Below are 24,851 nucleotides of genomic sequence, written 5' to 3'. Positions count from 1 at the left end.
GCTCAGGCCGCCAGTTCGAGCGGCGCGGCGGTGCGGTTCTGCAATTCCGCCAGCGACATACCCTCGACCATATCGACGACGCGGAACCCGTGCGGCAGCACGTCAAGCACTGCGAGATCGGTATAGAGGCGGCCGACCGAGCGTTGGGCTGTCAGTGGGTAGGAGCATCGCTCGACCAGACGCGGCGCACCGGTTTTCGTCACGTGTTCCATCGCAACCCAGACCCGGCGTGCACCGACAGCCAGATCCATCGCGCCACCGACAGCGGGCGCAAAGTCGCTGTCCGATCGTGCCCAGTTGGCGATGTCGCCACCCACCGCCACCTCATAGGCGCCAAGCACGCAGAGGTCGAGATGTCGTCCCCGTATCATTGCGAAGCTGTCAGCGTGGTGGAAATAGCTTCCGCCGGGGTTGAGCGTCACATGCTGTTTGCCGGCATTGATGAGCCAGGGGTCCAGTGTTTCTGGCGTGGCGGCAGGGCCGATGCCGAGGATGCCGTTTTCAGCGTGAAAGACGACCTCGATATCATTGGGCACATGGTTGGCGACCAGCGTCGGCACGCCGATACCAAGGTTGACGTACCAGCCCTCGGGAATATCGCGGGCGATACGGGCCGCGATCTGGTCGCGGGTGCGGGCTGTCCATGAATTGTTCATATGAGAAACCTCAAGCAGCAGGGGAACCGTAGGGGATGTGGACGACCCGGTTGACGAAAATTCCGGGCGTGACGACCCGTTCCGGGTCCATGTCGCCGAGCGGCAGGAGATGTTGCGCCTGCGCGATCGTCAGCTTGGCAGCCATGGCGCAAACCGGGTTGAAGTTTCTGCCGGACGCCTTGTAGGTCAGGTTACCCCAGCGATCAGCCTCCCATGCCTCGATGAGGGCGACGTCGCCGTAAAGCGCGGTTTCCAGTACACATTCGCGCCCGTTATAATCGCGGACTTCCTTGCCATCTGCCAGCCGGGTACCGAATCCTGTCGGGGTGAAGAAGGCGGGAATGCCCGCACCAGCGGCGCGCATCCGCTCCGCCAGCGTGCCCTGCGGCACAAGCTCCAGCTCCAGCTTGCCCTCGCGGTAGAGTTCCTCAAAGATCGTGGAGCCGGGAATGCGGGGATAGCTGCAGATCAGCTTTCGAACGCGCCCCTCACGCAGCAGCCGCGCCAGACCGACCTGGCCATATCCGGCATTGTTGGCGACAACCGTGAGATCGCGCGCGCCCGTTTCGAGAACACCCTCGATCAGGTGCGTCGCCTGCCCTACGGCGCCGAAGCCGCCGAGCAGGAGCGTGTTGCCGTGTTCCAGCCCCTCCAATGCCTGGGCAACCGTTGCGATGGTCTTGTCAATCATTCCCTCTCCTCCCAGAGACGCCGTTTGTAGTCCGGGCCGCGAACATCTTTTAGGTGCAAAATGTTCGTAATACGGACAAATGTCCATCAAATATTGCAATGTGATTTGGCGTTGTCAAGCTGGCAAACGGGTTGCCGAGGGCGTTCCAGGTGGAGGATTTGCTGCGGAGCGCAATTAATACTTATTTATATCAATGCGATAACCGGAGACTCCGCACGTTGTCAGAGGTTTGCGAACGCAGGGCGCTTGACGGCCTCAAAACATCGTCTATCCTGTTTATCGAACAAATGTTCGTATTGCGGACATCGTGGAGACAACATACGCTTCTTCAGGGAGGAGGAAGATGGTGAGGAAAATCATTGCATCGGTGATGGCGGCAGGTCTGCTTGCATTCGCCGGAGGCGCTTCGGCGCAGGAAAAGCCCAACGACCCAGCCAGCTATAAATTCGGGGCCATTCTGGCCATGAGTGGCAAGGCGGACTGGTATGGCAAGGTCATGAGCCGCGCCATTCAGTTGGCCGTTGACGAGATCAACGCCAAGGGTGGGGTCGATGGCATTCCGCTGGAGGCGATCATCGAGGATCACAAGAGCGGTGTCGCCAAGGAAGGCGTTTCCGCCATGAATCGGCTGATCAGCATTCACAAGGTTCAGGCTGTCCTGACCTCCTTTTCGCCGCCGACGCTGGCGATTGCGCCGATTGCGGACGAAAAGGGGATTTTGCTGCTGAACGGTGGTGGTACCAGCGCAGCGCTGCTCAAGGCTTCGCAGAACATGTTCCACAATCGCACGCTGGCCTCTGATTTGGGGCTTGCCGCAGTCAAGTGGGCGGAAACGCGCGGTCTGGGCGACATGGCGCAGATGGTCTGGAAGAACGATGCAGGCGAAAGTGTCGCCGCCTCGGCCCAGCCTTATTGGGAAAAGGCCGGACACAAGGTTGTGGCGACCGAGTTCGTCGAACTGGGTGCATCGAACATCGATACGCAGGTGGCCAAGGTCCGCGTTTCCAATCCGAGCTGGGTCGGCTTGTGGCTGTTCAGCCCGGAATCGGGTCTGGCCATCAAGAAGCTGCGTGAATTTGGCGTGAAGGCACCGCTGATTGGTATCGAGTATACCGGTGACATCAAGGAAATCGCCGGCAGCCAGGTCGAAGGTTTCGAATATGCCTCCGACTACTTCACCCCGTCGGACGAGTATCCATGGTCGCGGGATTTTGCCGCCGCCTATAAGGCACGTTATGGCGAAGACCCGGAATTCTACGCCGCCAACTACTACGAGAACGTCTATGTTCTCGCAGAAGCAATCCGCCGTGCCCGAGCAAAGGGCGGTGATTACTGGGACGGCCGCAAGCTGATCTCGGCCATTCGCGAAAACCCGGTCTTTGACAGCGTTTATGGTGGCTCGATGACCTATCAGTCCAACGGCGTTGCCAAGAAGCGCGTCGCCATCTTCAAGGTTGAAGAGGGCAAGGGCAAGTTCGTTCAGTATGTCAGCCTCGATTGAAAGGCCTTGCGGCCGGGCTTGAGCCCCGGGGGCGGTCTGTCCGCCCCCTCCACATCCATTCCTGACATCAAGTAGAGGGTCGATCATGGACCTTGTGATACAGCTATTGCTGAATGGCATCGTGAACGGCAGCCATTACGCACTTCTCGGGCTGGGCTTCGGGCTGATCTTTGCGACGACGCGGATCGTGCATTTCGCCTTCGGTTCAATTTTCACTTTCGGTGCTTACGTAGCCTGGTTTGTGTCCGGCTATATGGGCGCACCGATCTTTCTTGGGCTTGCGGCGGGTGTCGTGGTTGCGATGGGGCTTGGCGTTGCCTCCTATGTCGGCCTTTATCAACCGCTGGAGCGCAGAGGCGTCAGCCCTCTCATTCCGCTGATCGCTTCGCTCGGCCTGACGATCGTCCTCGAAAACCTGGTCGGGATCATTTTCGGGACCGGTGCGCGCACCATTGATGTGGAGACCAGCATCCATTTTCTTGGACCGGCGTTCTTTACGTCGATCCATGTCTGGCAGGTCGTCAGCTTCCTGCTCGTCTGCGTGCTGCTATATCTGTTCGTGAATTACACACGTTACGGCAAAGCCATCATGGCCATGACCGACGATCCGGAAATGGCGCGCGTCATCGGTATTGATACCGCGCGGGTTTCGATCCTCGTCTTTGCCCTTGGTTCGGCCCTGTCCGCCATTGCTGCCTTGTTGGTCACCCTCAAGGATGGCGCCAGCACGCATATGGGCTTTACGGCCGTCTTCATGGGCTTTGTCGCCGTGATCGTCGGCGGTGTCGGCTCGCTGCGCGGTGCTATTGCAGGCGGTTTCCTGCTCGGCCTCGTTGAAAGCCTCGGTCTGTGGAAAATATCGACCGAATGGCAGAGCTCCATCGCCTTCATCGTGCTCTTCTTGATGATCCTTTTGCGCCCGCACGGCCTTTTCAGTCTCGCGCGCAGGTAGGGAGGACACCAAATGGACTTTCTTTATCATATCGGCGTGCTGTTTTGCCTTTACGCCATCCTCGCGACCTCTTTCAATCTTCTCATCGGGTTTGCCGGGCTGTTTGCACTGTCCCATGCGGCGCTCTATGCGATCGGTGCCTATACGACCGCGATCCTGACCACCAAGCTCGGGCTTGCCTTCCCGCTGCCGCTCCTCGGTTCGGTGCTGTTTGCGATGCTCTTGAGCACGATCATCGCATTGCCCGCCTTGCGCGTGAACGGGCACTATCTCGTGATCGTGTCGCTGGCGCTGCAGATCATCGTTCTTCAGGTCATCCTGAACTGGAAATCATTGACGGGCGGCACTGACGGCATCGGCGGCATTCCGCCTTACCATTTCGGCAATCTCGTCATCGATACGCCGTTCCGCTTCATGATCGTCGCGTTCATCGCTCTCGTGCTGTGTTACTGCATCGCGCGGGTTCTCATCCGCTCGCCCTTCGGCCGGGCGCTGCGTGCCATGCGTGACAATGAATCCGCCGCCCAGGCCGTGGGTCTCGACATCCTGTTCATGAAGGTTGCGGTTTTCGCCATCTCGGCCGGTCTTGCCGCCGTGGCAGGCTCGCTGTTTGCGCAGTATTTCAGCTATGTCAGCGCGGAAAGCTTTTCCATCAACGAAACCATCTACATTCTCGCCATGGTCATTCTCGGTGGTGTGGGCAATTTGCGCGGCTCCGTGCTGGGGGCAGCCATCCTTATCATTCTGCCGGAACTGCTCAAGTTCCTGCCGCTGCCGGTGGACATCGCCGACAAGATTCGTCTGGTTCTTTACGGGTGCGTGTTGATGGCGGTTCTGGTTTTCGCTCCGCAAGGCCTTCTTCCCGAACCGCGAGGCCGTAAGGCGATGTGGGTTTCTCCGGATGGTGGCGATGACAGGACCGATGACGAAGCACTGCTTTCATCGGAAGGTGGCAAGCGAGATGAGATTGTGCTTGAAGGCCGCAATCTCGGCAAGCGCTTCGGGGGCGTCGTGGCGGTATCCGACTTTTCGATCTCGCTGAAGAAGGGCCGCATTACCGGACTGCTCGGCCCGAACGGTGCTGGCAAGACCACCGCCTTCAACCTGCTGACGGGCTTTCTCAAGCCGACTTCCGGCCAGATCCTGCTGCATGGCAAGGATATTGCCCGCATGAAGCCGCATGAACTGGTCGATGCCGGTGTGGCGCGCTCGTTCCAGGATCTTCGGTTGTTCACCAATATGACGGTGCTGGAGAACGTGATGGTCGCCTTGCCCGGCCAGAAAGTGCGCGGCATCTGGCGGCTGTTCCTGACCCCCGTGGCCGTTCGCCGCCGGGAGCAGGAGGCTATGCGCAAGGCCATGCATATCCTGCGCTTTGTCGAACTTCACGACCGGGCCTATGAGACGGCCGCCGATCTGTCCTACGCGGAAGAGAAACTGCTGGTCGTGGCCCGCCTTCTGGCGACGGGTGCGGAAGTCCTGCTGTTCGACGAGCCGATGTCAGGTCTCGACCAGACCACGCTGCACGACATCTTCCCGGTGATCCGCAAACTCGCTGAACACGGCAAGGCCGTCTGCATCATCGAGCACAATCTCGATGTCATCAAGGAACTCTGCGACGAGGTTTTCTTCCTGGACGAGGGACGCACCATGGCTGTCGGCAAGCCCGACGAGCTCATGAACAATCCCGAGCTGGCTGAAAGGTATTTCAAATGACCGGTCCCATTCTGGAAACAAGGGGTCTGAGCGCAGGCTACGGCAAGAAGAAAGCCGTTCAGGGTATAGACCTTCGCCTTGCGCACGGGGAGACGCTTCTCGTGCTGGGGCACAACGGCGCTGGCAAGACGACGCTGATGCGGGCGATTTTCGGCCTGCTGAAGCCCATGTCGGGCGAGGTGTTCTACGACGGGCACGCGATCACCGGGCGTATTCCGGCCCGCAATGTGGCCGAGGGCATTGCCTTCGTGCCGCAGGGGCATGGCATTTTTCCCAGCCTGACAGTGCGCGACAATCTGGAGCTGGGCGGTTTCGTCGATGCCGATACCGCCAAGAAGAAAAAGCGGATCGAGGAGATCTACGGGATGTTTCCCATTCTCCGCGACCGTGCCGGGCAGATTGCCGGGACGTTTTCGGGCGGGCAGAAGCAGATGCTGGCCATCGGCATGGCGCTGATGCATGGGCCGCGTGTACTGATCCTTGATGAGCCGTCCATCGGCCTTGCTCCCAATCTCGTGGGGCGGGTGATGGAGTCGATTGCCGAGATCAAGGCGCGCTTCGACGCTTCGGTCATCGTGGTGGAGCAGAACATCAAATATTCGCTGCCCATCGCCGATCGCGTCATGGTTCTGAAGACTGGCGGGGTGATTTACGAAGGCGATCCCGCCCCGCTGAATGACCATGCACGTCTGGTGGAGCTTTTCTGAACTTCTGGCATTTTCCCGGCGCTGCGGCGCCGGCTCTTCCTGTCGAAGACCCAGGATCGGGCCTTCCCTGACAGGTGGGATGAACCACTCGAAAGACGGAATGAACGGGGGAGTCTACCCTTTGCAAAATACGAACAAAAGTCCAACAAGCGAACAAATGGAAGTGCAGCTGGCATTTGCCGAACGGTCGGGGAGGTAGCATGAAGGACGCTTTTATCGTTTCTCCCCTGCGCACGCCTATCGGGCGTTTCGGCGGCGCCCTGCGACCCCTGACGGCCGACGCGTTGATGGTTCACATCATACAGGCTTTGCTGAAGCAGACCGGCATTCCCCCCGAAACCATCGGCGATGTCGTGGCTTCGCAGTCTTATGCCTCCAGCGAAGCGCCTTGCATCGGGCGTTATGGCGCTCTGGCGGCGGGGCTGCCGATCGAAGTGCCGGGCTTCACACTCGACCGGCGTTGCGGCTCCGGCCTTCAGGCCGTGGTGACTGCGGCCATGCAGGTCCAGACCGGTCAGGCGGATGCCGTTCTGGCGGTCGGCGTGGAGAGCATGAGCAACATCGAGTTCTACACGACCGACATGCGCTGGGGCCACCGGATGGGGAGCGTCCAGTTCCACGACCGGCTCGACCGGGGGCGGGTAAAGTCGCAGCCTGTGGAGCGGTTCGGGCAGATTTCCGGCATGCCGGAGACAGCGGACAATCTGGCGCGTGACTATGGCATTTCGCGTGAAGAGGCCGATGCCTTCGCCGTGCGCAGCCACCAACTGGCGGCCGCCGCCTGGCGGGAAAAGCGGTTTGAATCCGAGGTCGTTCCTGTCGCGGTGCCCGGTCGCAAGGGTGAGACGACCCTGTTCGCACAGGATGAAGGTATCCGCGAAGACAGTAACGAGGCGCAGTTGGCACGGTTGCCGACACTGTTGCCGCAGGGCGTTTGCACGGCGGGGAATTCCAGCCAGCAAAACGATGCCTCCGCCGCCTGCCTTGTCGTCAGTGAAGACTATCTGAAGCAGCATGACCTTCAGCCAATGGCACGCCTTGCCGGATGGTCGGCGGTCGGTGTGGAGCCGAACCGGATGGGCATCGGTCCGGTACCGGCAACGAGACGTGTGCTTGAACGGACAGGTGTTTCGCTCGACAGGATCGATCTGATCGAGCTGAACGAGGCGTTTGCAACGCAGGCGCTCGCGGTTCTGAAGGCGCTTGAAATCGATGATTTCGACCGGGTGAACGTCAACGGTTCCGGCATTTCGCTGGGGCACCCCATCGGCGCGACCGGCATTCGCATGCTTGCCACCCTGCTGCACGAAATGGACCGGCGAAAGGCCCGTTACGGGCTCGAGAGCATGTGCATTGGCGGTGGCATGGGCATGGCCGCGCTGTTCGAGCGGGTTTGAGCACCTCAAGAGGCGGAGGAGAACGCGATGGTTGCCTATATGGCCGTGCTGACAAAAGTCATCAGCACCGAAGGATGGGAGCCCTATCAGGCGCGCGTCGCGGACTGCATTGCCCGGCATGGCGGTGAATATGTCGTGCGCCGCGGGCAGGCGCGAGTACTTGAGGGCGATTTCGCTCACGACCGTTTCACGCTGTTCCGGTTTCCATCGCTCGAAGCCATCGACCGGTTCTGGCATTCCACTGAATATAAAAATGAAATCAAGCCATTGCGCGATGGCCTGGGCGTTCTCGACGTCTGGGCGGTGCAGGGCGTCGAATAGCGGACAGGCCCTTCGGGCACCCGCTTCACGCGATTGAGGGAAGAGAGACATGAGAGAAGTCATCGTTGCCGGCGTCGGTATTACCCGTTTCGGAAAATTCCTGGAGCGCAATCTGAAATCGTTTTCGGAGGAAGCCGTGAGCGCGGCCCTGAGCGATGCCGGTGTGCAACCGCATCAGGTCGACCAGGTGTTCTTTGGCAACGCGGCCGCCGGTCTGGTCACCGGTCAGGAAATGATCCGCGCCGAGGCGGCGCTACGCAATACCGGGCTGGATGGCAAACCGATGTTCAACATCGAGAACGCCTGCGCTTCCAGCAGCAGCGCATTCCACCTTGCATGGCTGACGATTGCCAGCGGCCAGGCCGAAACGGCGCTTGTCGTGGGTTGCGAAAGGCTGTCGCATGAAGACAAGCGGGTTTCCTTCGAGGTTTTCGCCCGCGCGGTCGATCTGGAGGAACCGCTGCCGGAAGGCTATCAGGCCGGAAGCGGGTCGCTGTTCATGGACCTTTACGCCGCCAAGGCGCGCAAATGGATGGAAGCGACCGGCGGAACGCGGGAAGACTTTGCCCGCGTCGTGGTCAAGAGCCGGCGGGCCGGTCATCTCAATCCCGTAGCGCAGTTTCGCAACGAGACGAGCGTGGAAGAGGTGCTGGCAAGCCGGATGATCAGCGATCCGCTGACACTTTTCATGTGCTCGTCCATCGGGGACGGGGCTGCGGCCATCCTGCTGTGCTCCGACGACTTTGCCCGCAAGCTTGCGGTCAAGCCGGTTCGCGTTCGTGCGTCGGCGGTCGTCACGGCCAGAACCTCCGGTGAGCGCGAGCCGGTGGCCGTCACCGCCTCGCGCAAGGCCTATGAAATTGCCGGTCTCGGTCCGCAGGATCTCGATGTGGTGGAACTGCACGACGCCTCCGCCCCAGCCGAACTCATCCACTACGAGAATATCGGGCTTTGCGAACCGGGCGGCGCCATAGGGCTTCTGCGCTCCGGTGCAACGGATATCGGCGGGCGGGTGCCGGTCAACCCGAGCGGCGGGTTGCTGAGCCGTGGCCACCCGATCGGCGCGACCGGTGCGGCCCAGATCGTGGAGTTGACCCAGCAACTCAGGGGACAAAGCGGACCACGCCAGCGTGAAGGTGCCCGGGTCGCTCTGGCGGAAAACAATGGCGGCCAGCTTGCCGGCGATTCGGCCGTTGCCTGCGTCACCATTCTTTCGGTTTGAGGAGGTCGGCCATGGAACGGACAGCCATCGTGACGGGCGGGGCGCAGGGCATCGGGCGTGCCATTTCCCGTGCCCTGCTGGACAAGGGATGGACGGTTTCGGTGTGGGACCGTGATCCGGCGGCACTCGATGCTCTGGTCGCCGAGGCAGGGCCGGATGCCGGACGTCTGGCGCCGCAGACGGTCGATGTCACCTCCGGAGAGGCGGTGTCGGCGGCAGTCGAAGCGCTCAAGGAACAGGGCAAGACCCCTTCGCTTCTGGTGAACAATGCCGGTGTCTCCCGCGACAAGCGCATCGTCAACATGAGCGAGGAGGATTGGGACTTCGTTCTTTCCGTGAACCTCAAGTCGCAGTTTCTCTGCTGCCGCGCCGTCGTGCCGGGCATGATCGAAGCGGGGTTCGGGCGCATCGTCAACATTTCCTCCCGTGCCTGGCTCGGCGGGTTCGGGCAGGCGAACTATTCGGCGTCCAAGGGGGGCGTGGTGAGCCTGACCCGCACGCTGGCGCTGGAACTGGCCAGCAAGGGCATCACGGTCAATGCCATTGCACCGGGTATCGTCGAGACGCCGCTTCTTCTCAGCTATGCCGATGAGGTGCGCGACAAGCTCAAGAAGACCGTGCCGGTTGGCCGTATCGGTCAGCCGGACGACATCGCGAAGGCGGTTCTGTTTTTCGCCGACCCTGACAACAGCTATGTGACTGGCCAACTGCTCTATGTGTGCGGTGGCCGCTCGCTTTCCAGCCCCAGCGTATGAAAGGAAGCGGACGAATGAGCGTGGAGAGAAAAGATACCGGGCACATTGCCGTTCTCGAACTGAATGCGCCTGATTCCATGAATGCCCTGACGGTCGAGGAACTGCGCAGCCTGCGCCGGCACCTTGCCGATTGCCGTGATGACGACAACATCCGTTGCATCATCGTGACGGGAACAGGGGAAAAGGCTTTCAGTACCGGCGCAAATCTGAAGGCGACGATGCCGGCGGAAACCTCGTTTGCCGCGGGCGTGTTGAAGAGCCGCGAGGCTGAGGCCGATCTGGGTGGCTATACCCGTTTGCTGGACCTGAACGATCTCGATCTGTGGAAACCTGTCATCGCGGCCATCAATGGCTATTGCCTCGGGGGCGGACTGGAGCTTGCCCTGCAATGCGACCTGCGGATTGCCAGCGAGACGGCGAGCTTTGCCTTGCCGGAAGTGACTGTCGCCAGTGTGCCGGCAGTCGGCGGCGTGCAATATCTGCTGCGGGCGCTGCCTGCCGCCCATGCGATGAAGCTGGCGCTGACGGGCGGGCGCATCAAGGCCGACGAGGCGCTGCGGATCGGGCTCGTCAGCGATGTCGTGCCGGGCGATGCCCTTCTGCAAACCGCCTTCGACCTGGCCGCGAAAATCGCCGCCAACGGCCCGCTCGCGGTGCAGATGGTCAAGAAGCTGGCGCTGGAGACGGCCCATATGGCCCCGCGTGATTTCGTTGCTCACTCGAATGCCGGCTGGGGCCTTCTGCGCGATAGCGCGGACAGGATCGAGGGGCGCAGAGCCTTCGCGGAAAAGCGCAAGCCAGCCTATGCGGGCCGATGACACGCCCAGCTGGTGACTTGATCCATCTTCCCCCGATTACGGAACGAAACGATGAATTTTGAACTCGACGAAGAACAGGAAATCCTTGTGGAATCGGTGCGGCGCATGTCTGCCGACACGCTCCAGCCCATTCTGGACCGTCACGACAAGGACAAGCCGCTGCCGAAATCGGCGATGCTGGAAATCTACGAACATCTGGCCGGGTTTGGCATTGCCGCCGCGCGGTTGCCGGAGGAACTGGGTGGCTCCGGCCTTTCCATGCTGAGTTACGGTCTGGTGATGGAACAGTTGCCGCCGGCCATCGCCCTGTCGCTTCTTTCCCATGACGGCTCGATGACCCGCTTCAGCGCTGGCGCCAATGAAGCCCTTCGCAACCATTACCTGCCGGACTTCATTGCGGGCCGGAAGATCATCTGCACCGCGAATTCCGAGCCGAATGCGGGATCGGATTCCAATGCCGTTTCCACGCGGCTGGAAATCGAGGGCGACCGGGCATTCATAACCGGCACCAAGATGTGGATCACCAACGCGTCGATCTGCGACTGCATGGTCGTGTCCTGCTCCACTGGCAAGGATGAACAGGGGCGACCCATTCCGCAGCGCGTTTTTGTCGATCTGGCCAAGGCCCGGGTCGGATTGCATGAAACCGCTCTGGCCGGTCTCAAACAGGGGCACCTCTGCGAAGTGGTGTTCGATCGCACGGAGGTGCCGCTGCATCACCTCATCGGCGAGCCTGGCGATGCCGGCAAATACATGACCATCGTGTGGAATGCCAACCGGCCGCTGATCGGGCTCATGACGCTTGCAATCGCCCGGCGTGCGTTCGACGTCGCCATGCAGCACGCCATGGACCGCCGGCAGTTTGGAGCACCGCTCGCGGCGCGCCAACTGATACAGCAGGAATTGTCCGATATGGAGGCCGCTCTGGTCAGCGCGCGCCTGACCTGCCTGATGGCGCTTGCCAATCTCGATTCGGGGCGCCGGGGCAATGGTGTTTCGGCCATGGCGAAACGGCTGGCGACGCAGGCCGCTGTCGATGTAATCAACAAGGCCATGCATATTTGCGGCGGAATGGGGATCACGGAGGAACTCGGTCTGGCGCAGCTTTGGCAGGACGCGCGCGTGTTCCAGGTACCGGATGGCACCCAGGGCATTCTCGCGCTTATCCATGGCCGGGAATTGACGGGCATCAGCGCCTGGCGCTGAAGGCCCGGACGGATGGAAACAATGGGAGGAATTGAAATGAACCGACTGCACTGGTCGCCGCGCTCGCCTTATGTCCGCAAGGTTATGGTGGCGCTGCACGAAAAGGGGATTGCCGATCAGGTTGAGACCGTGCGGACCCTGGCTGATCCGATCTTTCCGCCGGAAAGCTTCTTTCCGGTCAATCCACTGGTCAAGATTCCGACATTGGAGCGGGAAGGCGAACCGGTACTGGTCGATTCACGCGTCATCATCGAATGGGCGGACCAGCAGGCCGGAGGAGCGGTTACTCTGTTGCCATCCGACCCCGAAGTGCGTCTCGTCGCCCTGCGCGACGATGCGATCGGTACGGGGTTGATCGATATTGCCATGACGCGGTTGATCGAGGCGGTTTTGCGCCCGGACGACAAGCGCGACGAACGGATTATCGCCACCTGCAGGAAGAAGGCGAATGCCGTGCTTGACTGGCTGGAGGCACATGTTCCGAACCTTGAGGCGCGGCCTTTCGATGCTGGTCATCTGGCAATCGGCGTGGCGCTTTGTTACCTCGATTTCCGCTTCGCAGCCGATCAGTGGCGTGAGGGGCGACCGGCCCTGGCGGCCTGGCATCAGGGCTTCAGCGAACGCCCTTCGGTGATCGCGACGGCATTCCGCGACGATCCGCGCCCCGCGAGTTGAAGCCCTCCGGCGGGCCTTGCCAGCCATGGCCCGCCGTTTTCGTTACCAGCCCATGGTCTGGCTGAGCTTTTCGGCTGCCCTCTGCAGTGCGGGCAGGAAGGTGTTCTTCAGATCGTCCACGCTGTGACGTGCCGTTACGGTCGAGGCATTCAGTGCCGTCGTGATCCGATGGTTGGCGCCCATGATTGGGACGGCGATCGAGCGAATGCCGATTTCAAGCTCCTCGTCATTGATTGCATAGCCCTGCGACCGGATGCGGGAAATTTCCTGCCAGAACCTGTCGCGTTCAGTGATCGAGTTCGGTGTCAATTGCTTGAGTGGATGCGCCGAAAGCCAGCGATTGAGCTCCTCGTCCGCAAGGGATGCCAGCAGCACCCGGCCGATGGACGTGTAGGCGGCAGGCAGGCGCGTGCCGTTGACGATGCGCGAGGAATAGATGCGGCGGATTTCCGCGCGGTCAATATAGACGATTTCTGCCCCATCCAGAATGCCGACCGAGGCGGATTCGTCGAGTTCTTCCGTCAGCTTGTGCAGGATTGCGGACGAACCGTCGCCCAAGCCGCGGGGCATCAGAAAGCCACGGGAAAGGTTCACCAGTTTGGGCGTAAGCCAGAAGAATTTGCCATCGAAATCGACATAATTGATCTCTTTCAGGGTCAGCAGCAGGCGGCGTGCTGTGCCGCGGCTCAGGCCCGTCAGCTTGGCGGCATCGGTCAGCGTCATCCGACCCTGCTGCTTGACAGCGGCCGGGCTGGTGAAACATTCCAGTATGCTCATGCCACGCGCGACGGCGACGACGAAATCCGAACCGCGCTTGTCGTCGTCCGTGTCCGGACTGTCGTCTGTTTCCGGTGTCATCGTCTTGCTCATCTTTCCTGGCGCTCCCGGTGTTCGTGAATTTCCGGCGGTTTGGAGCCGCACCTTTTGCTTCTCTATACTTGACATTGCGGCGTAAGGGAATCTACATTTTGAACAAATGTTCGCATTACGAACATTGATGGATGCTTTCGGGCGTGCCGCCCGCTCCGATGGAGCGGTTCGGTCGCCGAGGAGCGGAAGCATTCGCGAGGATCATGTCAGGGAGGAATACATGAGCGAACTGGAACAGCGTATCGGTGCGATTGAAGATCGCATGGCAATTACGGAATTGCGCGCCCACTATTGCCACGTTCTGGATGACCGGGACTGGAACGCGCTGGCCGGATTGTTCACGCAGGACGGCGAATTCCAGGGGCTTGCCCATGTGAAGGGGCGGGATGAAGTTCTGCGCTTTTTCCGGGACACGGTGGATGGCATTGCCCAGGGCTTCTGGCACTTCTGCACAAACGCCACGGTGAAACTCGATGGCATCACGGCCACCGGCCGCATCTCGATGCAGTATCTTTCGGTCAAGAACGGGGTCTCCTATGTCTCTGCCGGGCATTACGACGATGAGTTCCGCAAGGAAGACGGTGTCTGGCGGTTCCGCAAGCGCAAGATCACCTTCTACTATTTCGCGCCGTTGACGGAGGGCTTCGTCGGACGCCCCGTCTATATCGATCCGCAGGGCTTGCCGCTCGACGCGGAAGCGCAGGCTGCCCGCTGGCAGGATCGCAAGCACAAGGAAGCGGTGGCATGATGATGCAGAGCAGAATGATTGGCAGGGCGCGTGTGACCCGTGTCGTGGAATATTCGGCACCGACGCACGATCCGGCCTTTCTCTTTCCCGATCTGACGCCGGAGGATCTGGCCAGCCTGTCGACGGAACTCGCGCCGCATCACTATGTCCCGGCAATGAATCGGTTGGTGGTGACCATCCAGATCTGGATCGTGCAGATCGATGGCAAGGTCATTCTCATCGACACCGGTGTCGGCAACGGCAAGACGCGCGGACCTGCGCGCATGAATGCCTTGAACAATCGCGTGCCGGAATGGCTGCAGGCCGCAGGTGCGGGATTTGCGGACGTGACCCACGTCGTGCAGACTCATCTTCATGCCGATCATACCGGATGGAATACCGTTCTGGATGATGGTCAGTGGCGTCCGGCTTTCCCGAATGCCCGCTATCTCATGCCGCAGAACGATTACGAGCATCTGGCCAAGGCCGAGCGCGACGGGTCGGATCTGACCATGGACCGGAGCTGGCAGGATAGTGTTGCGCCTGTCATCGATGCAGGACTGGTCGATTTCATCAGCGACGATGCAGGCATCATCGCGGGTTGTCTGAATGTCGAGCCCGTTCCCGGCCATACACCGGGCATGTTGAGCTATCGTTTGAATTCGGAAGGCAAGGAGGGGCTGTTCTGCGCTGACGTGTTCCACTCACCGATCCAGATCCTGCGGCCCGACATCAATACCGCCTATTGCCAGCTTCCCGAGGTGGCCAGGGCAACGCGGGCGCGGGTGCTGGCGGACGCTGCCGAGCGCGGCACGTTGATCATGCCCATGCATTTCGGTGCGCCTTACTGTGGTTATGTGCGCAAGCAGGGCGATGGCTACCGGTTCGAAGGTGCGCTCTGGCCGTAACGCCTCATCGGGTCATGTTGTCATCACGCGGGAGAGGCGTGCGGGTCGCGTCCTCTCCAGTTCCGGAATCTGATGGAAGGTGCCTCTTATGGATATCGGGCAGCTCAGAACCCTGATTCATGTCGCGGAGCTTGGAAGCATCAGCAAGGCATCCGCGCGGCTCAACATCGTCCAGCCCGCCTTGAGCCGCAAGATAAGACTTCTCGAGGAGGAACTGGATGTCGTTCTGTTCGACCGGGACGGACGCGGCATGGTGCCCACCACGATGGGCGGCAAAATTATCGGCCACGCCATAAAGGTCATGGACGAACTGGAAGACATCCGCAGGCTGGCCGCTTCGCGGACGGAGAAGCTGGCAGGGGAGGTCGTGATTGGTGTTACGCCCACCGTGGCAGAGTTCGCCACCGTGCCGCTGGCCCAGAGAGCGGCTGCCGAACATCCTGATCTTGCCGTGCGTTTCACCTCGGCATTCAGCGGCTATCTGCTCGACTGGCTGCAGAGCGGGGATATCGATGTTGCATTGTCCTATGATCCCGAGCGGGTGGCCAGTCTGCGGGTTCGCCCGGTGATGATCGAAAATCTTCTTCTGATCCGTCATAACCAATGCGCGGACGATGGCGAAGCCGGCATTGCATTCTCCCGGCTGGCGGGGGAGCGGCTGGTGCTGCCCAGCCAGCGGCATGGGCTGCGCAAGATTCTCGATGCCTGCGCCCTTCGCGCCGGCATCACGCTCAAGCCGTCGGTCGAGGCGGATTCGCTCAATGCCATCGTGGCTCTGGTCCGCAATGGTTTCGGCTCGACGATTCTGCCCTTGCCGCCTGTTTATGACGCCGTTCTGGAAGGGCGGTTGCAGGCCGTGCCGATCTTCGATCCCGCTCCAACCCGCACGCTGGTCATCGTATCGGCCTGTGATCGTGGATTGACCGATGCCGCCCAGTTCATTGCCAATACATTCATCGATGTCGCGAATGAATTCGTTTCCCAGCGCGGATGGGCAGGCACCATGCTGGCGTGAGCCGGGCGGCTGCCTATCGCAAACCGGCATAGCTCATTGAGCGCAACTCTATTGGCGTCACGATCTGCAAGCTCTTAAAAACAGAGAGAAATTGGCCCCGGGCTAAACAATGGCGGCCTGCCCGCCCGCCGCCTGGGCCTGTATCGGGTATCGCGGATTGGAGAAGGCACATGCAGGTCACGCGTGGTAAGGATTTTCAGGATATTCGCGATGCGGTTCGCGCGCTTTGCGCCGGGTTTCCATCCGAATATCATCGTCGGATCGATGAAGCGCGTGGTTATCCGGAGGAATTCGTCGATGCGTTGACGAAGGCGGGCTGGATGGCTGCCCTTATCCCGGAAGAATATGGTGGATCGGGCCTCGGTCTGACGGAGGCCTCCGTCATCATGGAGGAGATCAACCGTTCCGGAGGCAATTCCGGGGCCTGCCATGGTCAGATGTACAATATGAACACGCTGGTCCGGCATGGTTCGGAGGAGCAGCGCAAACGCTATCTGCCGAAAATCGCGTCCGGCGAGCTGCGTCTTCAGTCCATGGGCGTGACGGAGCCGACGACCGGAACCGATACCACGCGCATCAAGACGACGGCGGTCCGCAGGGGGGATCGTTACATCATCAATGGACAGAAGGTGTGGATTTCCCGTGTCCAGCATTCTGACCTGATGATCCTTCTGGCGCGCACCACGCCGCTTGACCGGGTGGCGAAGAAGTCGGAAGGCATGTCCATCTTCATCGTCGATCTGAAGGATGCCATCGGCAAGGGCATGACTGTCCAGCCGATCCTCAATATGGTCAATCACGAGACCAACGAGCTCTTTTTCGAGAATCTTGAAATTCCGGCGGAAAACCTGATCGGCGAAGAAGGGCAGGGCTTCAAGTATATTCTCACCGGTCTCAATGCGGAGCGCACATTGATTGCGGCCGAGTGCATTGGCGATGGCTACTGGTTTGTCGAGAAAGTGTCCGAATATGTGAAGGATCGCCAGGTTTTCGGACGCCCGATCGGCCAGAATCAGGGCGTGCAGTTCCCGATCGCGGAAAGTTATATCGAAATCGAAGCCGCCAATCTGATGCGCTACGAGGCCTGCCGGCTTTACGATGCGCATGAACCGTGCGGTGCACAGGCCAATATGGCCAAGTATCTGGCCGCCAAGGCTTCGTGGGAGGCCGCCAACGCCTGCCTTCAGTTCCATGGCGGTTTCGGTTTTGCCTGCGAGTACGATGTCGAACGAAAGTTCAGGGAAACGCGCCTTTATCAGGTTGCCCCCATCTCCACCAATCTCATTCTGAGCTATGTGGCGGAGCATGTTCTCGGCCTGCCGAGGTCGTTCTGATGACGCGGTCGTCCCGCCTTCCTCTCGAAGGCATCCGGGTCATTGCCATCGAGCAGGCGGTTGCCGCGCCTTTCTGCTCGGCACGTCTGGCCGACGCGGGCGCCCATGTCGTCAAGATCGAGCGGCCGGAGGGGGACTTCGCCCGGGGTTATGACGATGTCTGCGCCGGGCAGAGCAGTTATTTCGTCTGGCTCAATCGCGGCAAGGAGTCGCTTGTCCTTGATCTCTCTTTGCCAGAGGGCAGGCAGGTGCTGAGCGATCTCATCGCACAGGCCGATGTGGTGGTTCAGAACCTGAAGCCCGGCGCATTGGATCGGCTGGGTTTCGGCTTGGCGCGGCTGCGTGAAGCCTATCCGCGGCTCATCCTCTGCTCGATCAGCGGCTTTGGTGAGGATGGGCCGATGGCTGGGCGCAAGGCCTATGACCTGCTCATCCAGGCGGAAGCCGGACTGTCCTCCATAACCGGTGGCCCGGACGAGCCGGCGCGCGTCGGCATTTCGGTGGTCGATATTGCCACGGGCGCGACGGCCCATGCCGCCATTCTCGAAGCCCTGATCGCGCGCTCGATCACCGGGCAAGGCGCGGATATCCGGGTTTCGATGTTCGATGTGATGGCCGAATGGTTGACGGTGCCGCTACTGCAGGCGGAGGGTGGAAACCCGCCCCGGCGTCTCGGTCTGGCGCATCCGTCCATCGCGCCCTATGGCGTTTTTGCCACGAAGGGGGGCAAGGCCATTCTCATCTCCATTCAGAGCGAGCGTGAATGGGCACAGTTCTGTGCCGAGGTTCTGCGACAGCCGGAAAAGGCAGCAGACCCGCTCTACGCGACCAACGTGGCGCGCGTCTCGAACTATGCCGAGACTGCCGCACTGGTTGCCAGTGTCTTCGTCTCGCTGACGGAGGAGGAGGCCATATGCCGTATGGTGAAGGCCGATACGGCATTCGCTTCCATCAATGACATGGCCGGGTTGTCGCAACACCCGCATTTGCGGCGGATTATGGTGGAAACCGAAGCCGGCCCTGTTGCCTGTCCCGCGCCTGCGCCGATCTTTATCGATGCGCCGCGCAGCTACGGCGCCGTGCCCGCACTTGGCCAGCATGGAAATCCCAAGGAGAACACACGATGAGCGATACGCATTCCACGGCAATCGATGTCGAGCATCTCCGCTCGTGGATTGGCCGTCAGGAAACGGCAATTGATACCGTTTCCATCGATCTGGTCCAAAAATTCAATGCAACGCTCGATCTGACGGCGGATTTGCCGGTGACGGGTGATATTGCCCCGCTGCTGATCAATTACTGTCTGGCGCAACCCGTTGTTCGCGGCAGTCTTCTCGGGCATGACGGTCATCCGCAGAAGGGTGGTTTTCTGCCACCCGTTCCGTTGCCACGTCGCATGTGGGCAGGCAGCAGCCTGACCTTTCATGGGGATTTCCATGTAGGCGACGCCGTGACCCGCAATTCACGCATCGTGGATGTCGTGATCAAGCATGGTCGCACCGGCCTGCTCTGCTTCGTCACGGTCGAGCATCGTTCCGAGGTGGATGGTCATGTGGTCGTCGAGGAAAAGCAGGATATCGTCTATCGGGAAGCGGCGACCGCGGCTGAGACGGTGAAGACGGACGATCCTGCCGAGCCAGCGTCGACCGGGACGTATACCCGCTCGGTTCCGGTAGATCCCACCCTGCTCTTTCGCTATTCCGCCCTGACTTTCAACGGTCACCGCATTCATTACGATCAACCCTATGCTGTTCATGTCGAGCATTATCCCGGTCTTGTCGTGCACGGTCCCCTGCAGGCAACCCTGCTCCTGAATTTTGCCCGCGATCTGAAGGGCAACGTGCCGAAGCGCTTTACATTCCGCGGACAGTCGCCGCTCTTTGATCACGACAGGATTTTTCTGCATGCGGTCGAGACTGACCGGGGGCTCAGGTTGTGGACGGCGCGGGAAGGCGGCCCTGTGGGACTAAGCGCGGAGGCCGTCTGGGAATGATCCTCGGACATTTCACAGCACCGCTGTTCGTTCCCGGTAATCGCCCGGAGCGGTTCATGAAGGCGGCGGCGTCCGGGGCGGATGCGGTCATCGTCGATCTGGAGGATGCCGTCGCGCCGGATGCGAAAGAGACCGCTCGGGCGGCGCTGGACGTCAGCTTTACCGACCGGCCTGTTTTCCTGCGGATCAATGGTGAGGGAACGCCGTGGCATGCCGATGACCTGAAGGCGGCGGCAACCCTGCCGCTGGGAGGCATTATCGTGCCCAAGGCGGAACTGGGTGGCGATCTTGCGGCGCTTGCGGCCATCAGCCACGTACCGGTTATGGCTCTGATTGAAACCGCGCGGGGGCTTGCCGAGGCACGACAGATTGCTTCTCTCGCAGGGGTCGAGCGGTTGATTTTCGGCTCAGTGGATTTCTGTGCCGATCTGGGATGTGCCCATACGCGTGAAGCGCTTCTCTGCGCCCGTTCTGAACTGGTTCTGGCGTCGCGTCTTGCCGGTCTTGCCGCACCGGTCGATGGTGTGACGACGGTTATCGAAGACGCGGAACTCGTAACGACGGATGCCCGTCATGCATGTGATCTTGGCTTCGGTGGCAAGCTCGCCATTCATCCGAAACAGGTCGGGCCGATCTTGGCGGGCTTCCGGCCCGTTGCCCGGGAAATCGATTGGGCGAACAAGGTTCTTGTCAGTGGCGATGGCGCGGTGAGCGTTGACGGAGCGATGGTGGATGAGCCGGTGCGCATTCGTGCACGCGCCATTCTGGCCAGGGCGGCGCGTCAGACCACCTGATATTTGCAATGAGGAGGAAGCCTTATGAAGATTCTCGTGCCCGTTAAGCGGGTTGTTGACTACAACGTGAAGATCCGTGTGAAGACGGATGGCAGTGGCGTTGAGTTGGCGAATGTGAAGATGTCGATGAACCCGTTTGACGAGATTGCGGTGGAAGAGGCGCTGCGTTTGAAGGAAGCGGGCAAGGCGACGGAAGTGGTTGCGGTGTCGATTGGACCGGCCAAGGCCGAGGAGACGCTGCGCACGGCGCTGGCGATGGGTGCAGACCGCGCCATCCTGATCGAGACCGACGGGACGGTCGAGCCGCTGGCGGTGGCGAAGCTGCTGAAGGCCGTGGTTGCCACGGAAGAGCCGGGCCTGGTCATTCTCGGCAAGCAGGCGATCGATGACGACGCCAACCAGACCGGCCAGATGCTCTCGGCGCTGACGGGCTTCCCGCAGGCGACGTTTGCCTCGAAGGTGGAACTGGGCGATGGTTCGGTGGCCGTCACCCGCGAGGTCGATGGCGGTCTGCAGACCATCGCGCTGAAGCTTCCGGCGGTGGTGACGACGGATCTGCGCCTCAACGAGCCGCGCTATGCCTCGCTTCCGAACATCATGAAGGCGAAGAAGAAGCCGCTCGACAAGAAGAGCCCGGCCGATCTCGGCGTCGATGTTTCGCCGCGCCTCAAGGTGGTGAAGACGGAAGAACCGGCCGGCCGCAAGGCGGGCATCAAGGTCAAGAGCGTGGCGGAGCTCGTCGAGAAACTCAAGACCGAAGCCGGCGTGCTTTAAGCGGACGCGAGAGGAGCTATTACCATGACCATTCTTCTTCTGGCCGAACACGACAACAAGGCCCTTTCCGAACAGACCGCCAAGGTTCTGAGCGCCGCCACGAAGATCGGCGGCGACGTGCATGTGCTGATGGCCGGTTCCGGCGCGTCTGCCGTGGCGGAGGCCGCCGCGAAGCTCTCGGGTGTTGCGAAGGTTCTGGTGGCCGATGACGCCGCCTATGCGCAGGGCCTGTCCGAACCGCTGACGGACCTGATCGTCTCGCTGGCCGGCGGCTATGATGTCGTCATCGGCGCGGCGACGTCGGTTGCCAAGAGCGTGCTGCCGCGCGTGGCGGCCCTTCTCGACGTGATGCAGGTGTCGGAAATCATCGAGGTCGTCTCGGCGGATACGTTCAAGCGTCCGATCTATGCCGGCAACGCCATCCAGACGGTGCAGTCCAGCGACGCGAAGAAGGTGATCACCGTGCGCACGGCCTCGTTTGCGGCGGCCCCGGCAGGCGGTTCGGCCGCCATCGAAGCCGTTGCCTCTGCCGGCGACAAGGGTGTCTCGACGTTCGTGTCGGAGGCGATTGCCGTCTCCGAGCGTCCGGAACTGACAGCGGCGAAGATCATCATCTCTGGCGGCCGTGCGTTGGGTTCGTCGGAGAAGTTCAACGAGGTGATCCTGCCCGTTGCCGACAAACTCGGAGCCGCCGTCGGCGCAAGCCGCGCGGCGGTGGATGCGGGTTACGCCCCGAACGACTGGCAGGTTGGCCAGACGGGCAAGGTGGTTGCGCCCGATCTCTACATCGCCTGCGGCATCTCGGGTGCGATCCAGCACCTTGCGGGGATGAAGGACAGTAAGGTGATCGTGGCGATCAACAAGGACGAAGAGGCCCCGATCTTCCAGGTCGCCGACTACGGCCTCGTCGCAGACATATTCGAAGCCCTGCCCGAACTGCAGAAGGCGACGTGACAGGTTTGTCGTGGGACTATAGTTGCGCCGCTCTGCTGCGCAACTATAGAGCACGCGCATAGAACTGGTGGGCCGACTCGACGTCCGCCATATCGAATGTCTTGCATCTCAGTCTTCGGTTTCGTTTTTCCGCAAACTGCCATTAATGTGCTCGCGTGCGGCCCACAATCCTTGTCTCCATTTTTTAAATGGTGGAAATTCCATGTTTTCCGTACGACTGGGCGGCGGCTTATGATCAGCTTAAATCAATGCTGACAGCGTTCGCGGTTGATCGGCTTGATAGCAGTGCTGTATCATCTGACAAACCATGAGAAGACTTCTCCATCATGACTACGCCATTTTCCTTCAGGAACGATCCTGCGGTTCCGCATTTCGATGACAGCTCACCGATTTCAGTCATGGACGCAGAATGCGCTATCTGCTCATGGGGTGCGAAAATGATTCATCGGCTTGATCGATCCGGCACGGTGCGCATCTGTCCGGTACAGTCACCTCTTGGTGCTGCGCTGCTACGCCATTATGACCTGGAGTCGACGAACCCCGCAAGCTGGCTTTTTATCGATGAAGGCAGAGCATACACGGACTTCGATGCCGTCTTGCATGCAGGAAGGGTGTTCGGCGGATGGGGCCGATTGACGCTGGTTTTGCGCCTGTTGCCCAGACGCTTACGCGACAAGCTCTACATTTGGCTGACCCGTAATCGATATTTGATTTTCGGGTGGGCAGATTTGTGCGGCACGCCCGATCCTTCCTTTAGAAAAAGACTGATGCAGTGAAAATTCTGTTACTGGGGGGTATGGTGTCTTTGGAGCGTGGCCTGCCCCCGTGGAGTGATCCGTTTGGAATGTTAGTGCATGTGGGCTGCCCGGCATGATATAGGCGGTCTTTGCACCCACTGCCGCGATCCACTCCCGGAGTGCTTTGGCGATGAACTCCGGGCCGTTGTCAAAACGAATGTGCGTCGGGTTGCCCTTTAGGATGAATAGGTCAGGAAGCACGTCGATCACATCGATGACATTCAGCTTTCCCTCGACCCTGATGGCAATACATTCTCGCGTGAACTCATCGATCACGTTGAGCATGCGGATTTTCCTGCGATTGTGCGCCCGATCATCGGCGAAGTCATAGGACCACACATGGTTGGGATATTCTGGCCGAAGCCGGATACACGAGCTGTCGTTCAACAATAGCCGACCGCGCTTGGGTTGCCTGTGCCGCACCTTCAGCCCCTCTCGCCGCCAAATACGCTCGACCCGTTTGACGTTCACGATCCAGCCTGCCCGATGCAGCAACGCCGTTATGCGGCGATAGCCACAGCGGCTATACTGGAGAGCAAGCGCCGTAATGTCGGCGGTCAGCGCCACTTTATCGTCCGCGGTCTTGGCTATCTTGCGCTGTGAGGAACGATGCTGACCGAGAACCCGGCATTCTCCGCCTCCAGTTCTTTCAGCCGCTTTATCTGGGCGCCCTTCAAACCACCGTATTCGGAGCGCCACCGGTCGTATGTAACTTCCGTCACGCCTATCAACCGGATCGCCTCCGCCATCGATTTCCCCTGTGCATACAGCACGTCAACCTGACGAAGCTTCGTGACGATCTCTTCGGCCTTGTGTCTTTTCGCTGCCATTTCAATGTCCTTCTAAGGTTCATAAGGCATACTTCATGAAGGATCACATTTCAGGGGGCAGACCACAGCAGGAATAGTTCCATAATATACCTTATGCAATCTAGGATTGTAAGGGCGGTGGGTTCAAGGATGAAGTGCGACTTGCGAATGATACCAATGGGTTGTCACTCGCAAGGAGAATGCAATGGAACGCACCTACTCCCACATTGACCTCGATGAACGTCGCAAGATTGCCCGCTGGAGAACCGCTGGGCTAAGTGTCGAAGTGATCGCCGAAAAGCTTGGTCGACATCGCTCGACGATCTTTCGAGAGATCAAGCGCAACATGTTCGTCGACAAGGTCGTCCCTGATCTCAGTGGCTACTATTGCGTGACGGCCCATGACATGGCTTGCGAACGACGCGCCAAGCTCCGCAAGTTGGTGCGCTTCTCAAATGTCAGGCAGTCCGTTATCGACCGGATCAAACATGGTTGGTCGCCGCAGCAGATCGCTGGCCGGATGCGTTTGGAGCGACACCCGATCTCGGTCAGTCACGAAACGATCTACAAGTTCGCATATTCCGCCGACGGACACGCAATCAAGCTTTGGCGTCACCTGCCGGAGCATCGCGCTCGACGGCGCCCACGACATGCAAGACGCAAGCATGGTCAGAGGTTTAGCCCTGAACTGAACATCCTGCGCCGCCCGGATGTCGTTACTGATCGCCAGCAGTTTGGTCACTGGGAATGCGACCTAATCCAGTTCCGGAAGAAGTTCGGGAAAGCCAATGTGACCTCGCTGGTCGAACGGGTCAGCCGGTTCGCGATATTCTTGCGCAACAATGATCGGCAATCCCGGCCAGTTATGGATGGTCTTGTGCAAGCGCTACAGGCGCTGCCCCACCTCGCCCGCCGCTCGATCACGTTCGACCGAGGCACGGAGTTCACAGACTGGCCTTATCTGCAAGCCAGCATTGGCACACAGACATGGTTCTGCGACCCCCAATCGCCCTGGCAGAAAGGCACGGTCGAAAACACCAACAGGCGAGCGCGAAAATGGCTTTCGAGAGAGGTCGATCCCTTATCCGTAAGCGACGCGGATCTTGTCGCGATCTGCAATCAGCTCAATGAGACGCCTCGTAAATGCCTGGGATACAGGACACCGGCAGAAGTCTTCCGCAAGAAGCTGCTCGCACAGCTGAGGCATACCGGATAGCTTCGCCCTGCCCGCAAGTCGCGCTTCAGCATGAACTCACAGG

Annotated in this window: 25 protein-coding genes and 1 pseudogene; 22 read left to right on the top strand and 4 right to left on the bottom strand. The window is 60.3% G+C overall.

What is annotated here, in order from left to right:
- Positions 1-2 precede the first annotated feature (2 nt).
- Together AC1Q5O_RS26250 and AC1Q5O_RS26245 are read right to left on the bottom strand one after the other, a co-directional pair.
- A complete protein-coding gene (locus AC1Q5O_RS26250) occupies positions 3-656 on the bottom strand; it encodes a 3-oxoacid CoA-transferase subunit B (protein ID WP_062653148.1) in 654 nt (217 codons plus the stop codon).
- A gap of 10 nt (positions 657-666) precedes the next feature.
- On the bottom strand, positions 667-1,344 hold the full coding sequence (locus AC1Q5O_RS26245) for a 3-oxoacid CoA-transferase subunit A (protein ID WP_210172048.1): 678 nt from the start codon (positions 1,342-1,344) through the stop codon (positions 667-669).
- 346 nt (positions 1,345-1,690) lie between these two features.
- Between AC1Q5O_RS26245 and AC1Q5O_RS26240 the strand changes: the two genes are divergently transcribed.
- The 11 genes from AC1Q5O_RS26240 (at position 1,691) to AC1Q5O_RS26190 (ending at position 12,617) form a co-directional block, all read left to right on the top strand.
- Positions 1,691-2,848, top strand: a complete 1,158-nt coding sequence (locus AC1Q5O_RS26240) for an ABC transporter substrate-binding protein (protein ID WP_210287349.1) — start codon at positions 1,691-1,693, stop codon at positions 2,846-2,848.
- Positions 2,849-2,933: 85 nt separating this feature from the next.
- Positions 2,934-3,800 carry a branched-chain amino acid ABC transporter permease gene (locus tag AC1Q5O_RS26235; RefSeq protein ID WP_062653152.1) on the top strand — a complete coding sequence of 289 codons (867 nt, stop codon included), beginning with the start codon at positions 2,934-2,936 and terminating at the stop codon, positions 3,798-3,800.
- Positions 3,801-3,812: 12 nt separating this feature from the next.
- Complete coding sequence (locus tag AC1Q5O_RS26230) at positions 3,813-5,516, top strand: branched-chain amino acid ABC transporter ATP-binding protein/permease (RefSeq protein WP_062653154.1); 1,704 nt, start codon at positions 3,813-3,815, stop codon at positions 5,514-5,516.
- Positions 5,513-6,223, top strand: a complete 711-nt coding sequence (locus AC1Q5O_RS26225; RefSeq protein ID WP_062653156.1) for an ABC transporter ATP-binding protein — start codon at positions 5,513-5,515, stop codon at positions 6,221-6,223. The genes AC1Q5O_RS26230 and AC1Q5O_RS26225 overlap by 4 nt, the downstream gene beginning before the upstream one ends.
- Before the next feature lie 200 nt (positions 6,224-6,423).
- Positions 6,424-7,620, top strand: coding sequence for an acetyl-CoA C-acetyltransferase (locus AC1Q5O_RS26220; RefSeq protein WP_062653158.1), 1,197 nt, complete (start codon positions 6,424-6,426; stop codon positions 7,618-7,620).
- 27 nt (positions 7,621-7,647) lie between these two features.
- Complete coding sequence (locus tag AC1Q5O_RS26215; protein WP_062653160.1) at positions 7,648-7,941, top strand: DUF1330 domain-containing protein; 294 nt, start codon at positions 7,648-7,650, stop codon at positions 7,939-7,941.
- 49 nt (positions 7,942-7,990) lie between these two features.
- Positions 7,991-9,163 carry a thiolase family protein gene (locus tag AC1Q5O_RS26210; RefSeq protein ID WP_479341252.1) on the top strand — a complete coding sequence of 391 codons (1,173 nt, stop codon included), beginning with the start codon at positions 7,991-7,993 and terminating at the stop codon, positions 9,161-9,163.
- 11 nt (positions 9,164-9,174) lie between these two features.
- Positions 9,175-9,918: an SDR family oxidoreductase gene (locus AC1Q5O_RS26205; protein WP_062653164.1), complete on the top strand. Its 744-nt coding sequence runs from the start codon at positions 9,175-9,177 to the stop codon at positions 9,916-9,918.
- Positions 9,919-9,932: 14 nt separating this feature from the next.
- Positions 9,933-10,736, top strand: a complete 804-nt coding sequence (locus tag AC1Q5O_RS26200; protein WP_062653166.1) for an enoyl-CoA hydratase/isomerase family protein — start codon at positions 9,933-9,935, stop codon at positions 10,734-10,736.
- 51 nt (positions 10,737-10,787) lie between these two features.
- Positions 10,788-11,942 carry an acyl-CoA dehydrogenase family protein gene (locus tag AC1Q5O_RS26195; protein WP_492566973.1) on the top strand — a complete coding sequence of 385 codons (1,155 nt, stop codon included), beginning with the start codon at positions 10,788-10,790 and terminating at the stop codon, positions 11,940-11,942.
- A 36-nt stretch (positions 11,943-11,978) separates the two neighbouring features.
- Entirely contained in the window at positions 11,979-12,617 is a 639-nt protein-coding gene (locus AC1Q5O_RS26190) for a glutathione S-transferase family protein (protein WP_062653170.1), read from the top strand.
- Positions 12,618-12,659: 42 nt separating this feature from the next.
- Here AC1Q5O_RS26190 and AC1Q5O_RS26185 read toward each other — a convergent pair whose 3' ends face one another.
- Positions 12,660-13,487 carry an IclR family transcriptional regulator domain-containing protein gene (locus AC1Q5O_RS26185; protein WP_062653172.1) on the bottom strand — a complete coding sequence of 276 codons (828 nt, stop codon included), beginning with the start codon at positions 13,485-13,487 and terminating at the stop codon, positions 12,660-12,662.
- Between the two features lie 220 nt (positions 13,488-13,707).
- Between AC1Q5O_RS26185 and AC1Q5O_RS26180 the strand changes: the two genes are divergently transcribed.
- The 10 genes from AC1Q5O_RS26180 to AC1Q5O_RS26135 all read left to right on the top strand — a co-directional run bounded on the left by AC1Q5O_RS26180 (position 13,708) and on the right by AC1Q5O_RS26135 (position 22,762).
- On the top strand, positions 13,708-14,235 hold the full coding sequence (locus AC1Q5O_RS26180) for a nuclear transport factor 2 family protein (protein ID WP_062653174.1): 528 nt from the start codon (positions 13,708-13,710) through the stop codon (positions 14,233-14,235).
- On the top strand, positions 14,232-15,122 hold the full coding sequence (locus tag AC1Q5O_RS26175) for an MBL fold metallo-hydrolase (protein ID WP_279874727.1): 891 nt from the start codon (positions 14,232-14,234) through the stop codon (positions 15,120-15,122). Before AC1Q5O_RS26180 ends, AC1Q5O_RS26175 begins: the two co-directional genes overlap by 4 nt.
- 88 nt (positions 15,123-15,210) lie before the next feature.
- On the top strand, positions 15,211-16,137 hold the full coding sequence (locus AC1Q5O_RS26170; RefSeq protein ID WP_062653176.1) for a LysR family transcriptional regulator: 927 nt from the start codon (positions 15,211-15,213) through the stop codon (positions 16,135-16,137).
- A gap of 170 nt (positions 16,138-16,307) precedes the next feature.
- Positions 16,308-17,471, top strand: a complete 1,164-nt coding sequence (locus AC1Q5O_RS26165; RefSeq protein ID WP_492566969.1) for an acyl-CoA dehydrogenase family protein — start codon at positions 16,308-16,310, stop codon at positions 17,469-17,471.
- Entirely contained in the window at positions 17,471-18,598 is a 1,128-nt protein-coding gene (locus AC1Q5O_RS26160; RefSeq protein WP_062653180.1) for a CaiB/BaiF CoA transferase family protein, read from the top strand. Before AC1Q5O_RS26165 ends, AC1Q5O_RS26160 begins: the two co-directional genes overlap by 1 nt.
- Positions 18,595-19,464 (top strand): HTD2 family dehydratase, encoded by an 870-nt coding sequence (locus AC1Q5O_RS26155; RefSeq protein WP_062653182.1) that lies wholly within the window; start codon positions 18,595-18,597, stop codon positions 19,462-19,464. The genes AC1Q5O_RS26160 and AC1Q5O_RS26155 overlap by 4 nt, the downstream gene beginning before the upstream one ends.
- Positions 19,461-20,258, top strand: coding sequence for an HpcH/HpaI aldolase/citrate lyase family protein (locus AC1Q5O_RS26150; RefSeq protein ID WP_062653184.1), 798 nt, complete (start codon positions 19,461-19,463; stop codon positions 20,256-20,258). Before AC1Q5O_RS26155 ends, AC1Q5O_RS26150 begins: the two co-directional genes overlap by 4 nt.
- Before the next feature lie 24 nt (positions 20,259-20,282).
- Entirely contained in the window at positions 20,283-21,032 is a 750-nt protein-coding gene (locus AC1Q5O_RS26145) for an electron transfer flavoprotein subunit beta/FixA family protein (RefSeq protein WP_062653186.1), read from the top strand.
- A 24-nt stretch (positions 21,033-21,056) separates the two neighbouring features.
- Positions 21,057-21,986 (top strand): electron transfer flavoprotein subunit alpha/FixB family protein, encoded by a 930-nt coding sequence (locus tag AC1Q5O_RS26140; protein WP_062653188.1) that lies wholly within the window; start codon positions 21,057-21,059, stop codon positions 21,984-21,986.
- A 326-nt stretch (positions 21,987-22,312) separates the two neighbouring features.
- Complete coding sequence (locus AC1Q5O_RS26135) at positions 22,313-22,762, top strand: thiol-disulfide oxidoreductase DCC family protein (protein ID WP_082572663.1); 450 nt, start codon at positions 22,313-22,315, stop codon at positions 22,760-22,762.
- Positions 22,763-22,843: 81 nt separating this feature from the next.
- On the opposite strand, the pseudogene AC1Q5O_RS26130 reads toward AC1Q5O_RS26135, so the two are convergent.
- Positions 22,844-23,613 (bottom strand): annotated as a pseudogene (locus tag AC1Q5O_RS26130) (DDE-type integrase/transposase/recombinase); the annotation flags it as partial.
- A gap of 184 nt (positions 23,614-23,797) precedes the next feature.
- Between AC1Q5O_RS26130 and AC1Q5O_RS26125 the strand changes: the two are divergent.
- Entirely contained in the window at positions 23,798-24,808 is a 1,011-nt protein-coding gene (locus tag AC1Q5O_RS26125; protein WP_492566965.1) for an IS30 family transposase, read from the top strand.
- The last annotated feature ends 43 nt before the right edge of the window (positions 24,809-24,851 follow it).

The organism is Phyllobacterium sp. MT110 (assembly GCF_058792715.1).
Note: the sequence above shows the minus strand (reverse complement) of the source record. Positions and strands in the feature narration are given on the sequence as shown.

Excerpts from the sequence above, each read along its gene's own strand:
- AC1Q5O_RS26250 (WP_062653148.1), bottom strand. The coding sequence starts at position 656 with ATGAACAATTCATGGACAGCCCGCACCCGCGACCAGATCGCGGCCCGT.
- AC1Q5O_RS26240 (WP_210287349.1), top strand. The coding sequence starts at position 1,691 with ATGGTGAGGAAAATCATTGCATCGGTGATGGCGGCAGGTCTGCTTGCA.
- AC1Q5O_RS26235 (WP_062653152.1), top strand. The coding sequence starts at position 2,934 with ATGGACCTTGTGATACAGCTATTGCTGAATGGCATCGTGAACGGCAGC.
- AC1Q5O_RS26230 (WP_062653154.1), top strand. The coding sequence starts at position 3,813 with ATGGACTTTCTTTATCATATCGGCGTGCTGTTTTGCCTTTACGCCATC.
- AC1Q5O_RS26225 (WP_062653156.1), top strand. The coding sequence starts at position 5,513 with ATGACCGGTCCCATTCTGGAAACAAGGGGTCTGAGCGCAGGCTACGGC.
- AC1Q5O_RS26220 (WP_062653158.1), top strand. The coding sequence starts at position 6,424 with ATGAAGGACGCTTTTATCGTTTCTCCCCTGCGCACGCCTATCGGGCGT.
- AC1Q5O_RS26215 (WP_062653160.1), top strand. The coding sequence starts at position 7,648 with ATGGTTGCCTATATGGCCGTGCTGACAAAAGTCATCAGCACCGAAGGA.
- AC1Q5O_RS26210 (WP_479341252.1), top strand. The coding sequence starts at position 7,991 with ATGAGAGAAGTCATCGTTGCCGGCGTCGGTATTACCCGTTTCGGAAAA.
- AC1Q5O_RS26205 (WP_062653164.1), top strand. The coding sequence starts at position 9,175 with ATGGAACGGACAGCCATCGTGACGGGCGGGGCGCAGGGCATCGGGCGT.
- AC1Q5O_RS26200 (WP_062653166.1), top strand. The coding sequence starts at position 9,933 with ATGAGCGTGGAGAGAAAAGATACCGGGCACATTGCCGTTCTCGAACTG.
- AC1Q5O_RS26195 (WP_492566973.1), top strand. The coding sequence starts at position 10,788 with ATGAATTTTGAACTCGACGAAGAACAGGAAATCCTTGTGGAATCGGTG.
- AC1Q5O_RS26190 (WP_062653170.1), top strand. The coding sequence starts at position 11,979 with ATGAACCGACTGCACTGGTCGCCGCGCTCGCCTTATGTCCGCAAGGTT.
- AC1Q5O_RS26185 (WP_062653172.1), bottom strand. The coding sequence starts at position 13,487 with ATGAGCAAGACGATGACACCGGAAACAGACGACAGTCCGGACACGGAC.
- AC1Q5O_RS26180 (WP_062653174.1), top strand. The coding sequence starts at position 13,708 with ATGAGCGAACTGGAACAGCGTATCGGTGCGATTGAAGATCGCATGGCA.
- AC1Q5O_RS26175 (WP_279874727.1), top strand. The coding sequence starts at position 14,232 with ATGATGATGCAGAGCAGAATGATTGGCAGGGCGCGTGTGACCCGTGTC.
- AC1Q5O_RS26170 (WP_062653176.1), top strand. The coding sequence starts at position 15,211 with ATGGATATCGGGCAGCTCAGAACCCTGATTCATGTCGCGGAGCTTGGA.
- AC1Q5O_RS26165 (WP_492566969.1), top strand. The coding sequence starts at position 16,308 with ATGCAGGTCACGCGTGGTAAGGATTTTCAGGATATTCGCGATGCGGTT.
- AC1Q5O_RS26160 (WP_062653180.1), top strand. The coding sequence starts at position 17,471 with ATGACGCGGTCGTCCCGCCTTCCTCTCGAAGGCATCCGGGTCATTGCC.
- AC1Q5O_RS26155 (WP_062653182.1), top strand. The coding sequence starts at position 18,595 with ATGAGCGATACGCATTCCACGGCAATCGATGTCGAGCATCTCCGCTCG.
- AC1Q5O_RS26150 (WP_062653184.1), top strand. The coding sequence starts at position 19,461 with ATGATCCTCGGACATTTCACAGCACCGCTGTTCGTTCCCGGTAATCGC.
- AC1Q5O_RS26145 (WP_062653186.1), top strand. The coding sequence starts at position 20,283 with ATGAAGATTCTCGTGCCCGTTAAGCGGGTTGTTGACTACAACGTGAAG.
- AC1Q5O_RS26140 (WP_062653188.1), top strand. The coding sequence starts at position 21,057 with ATGACCATTCTTCTTCTGGCCGAACACGACAACAAGGCCCTTTCCGAA.
- AC1Q5O_RS26135 (WP_082572663.1), top strand. The coding sequence starts at position 22,313 with ATGACTACGCCATTTTCCTTCAGGAACGATCCTGCGGTTCCGCATTTC.
- AC1Q5O_RS26125 (WP_492566965.1), top strand. The coding sequence starts at position 23,798 with ATGGAACGCACCTACTCCCACATTGACCTCGATGAACGTCGCAAGATT.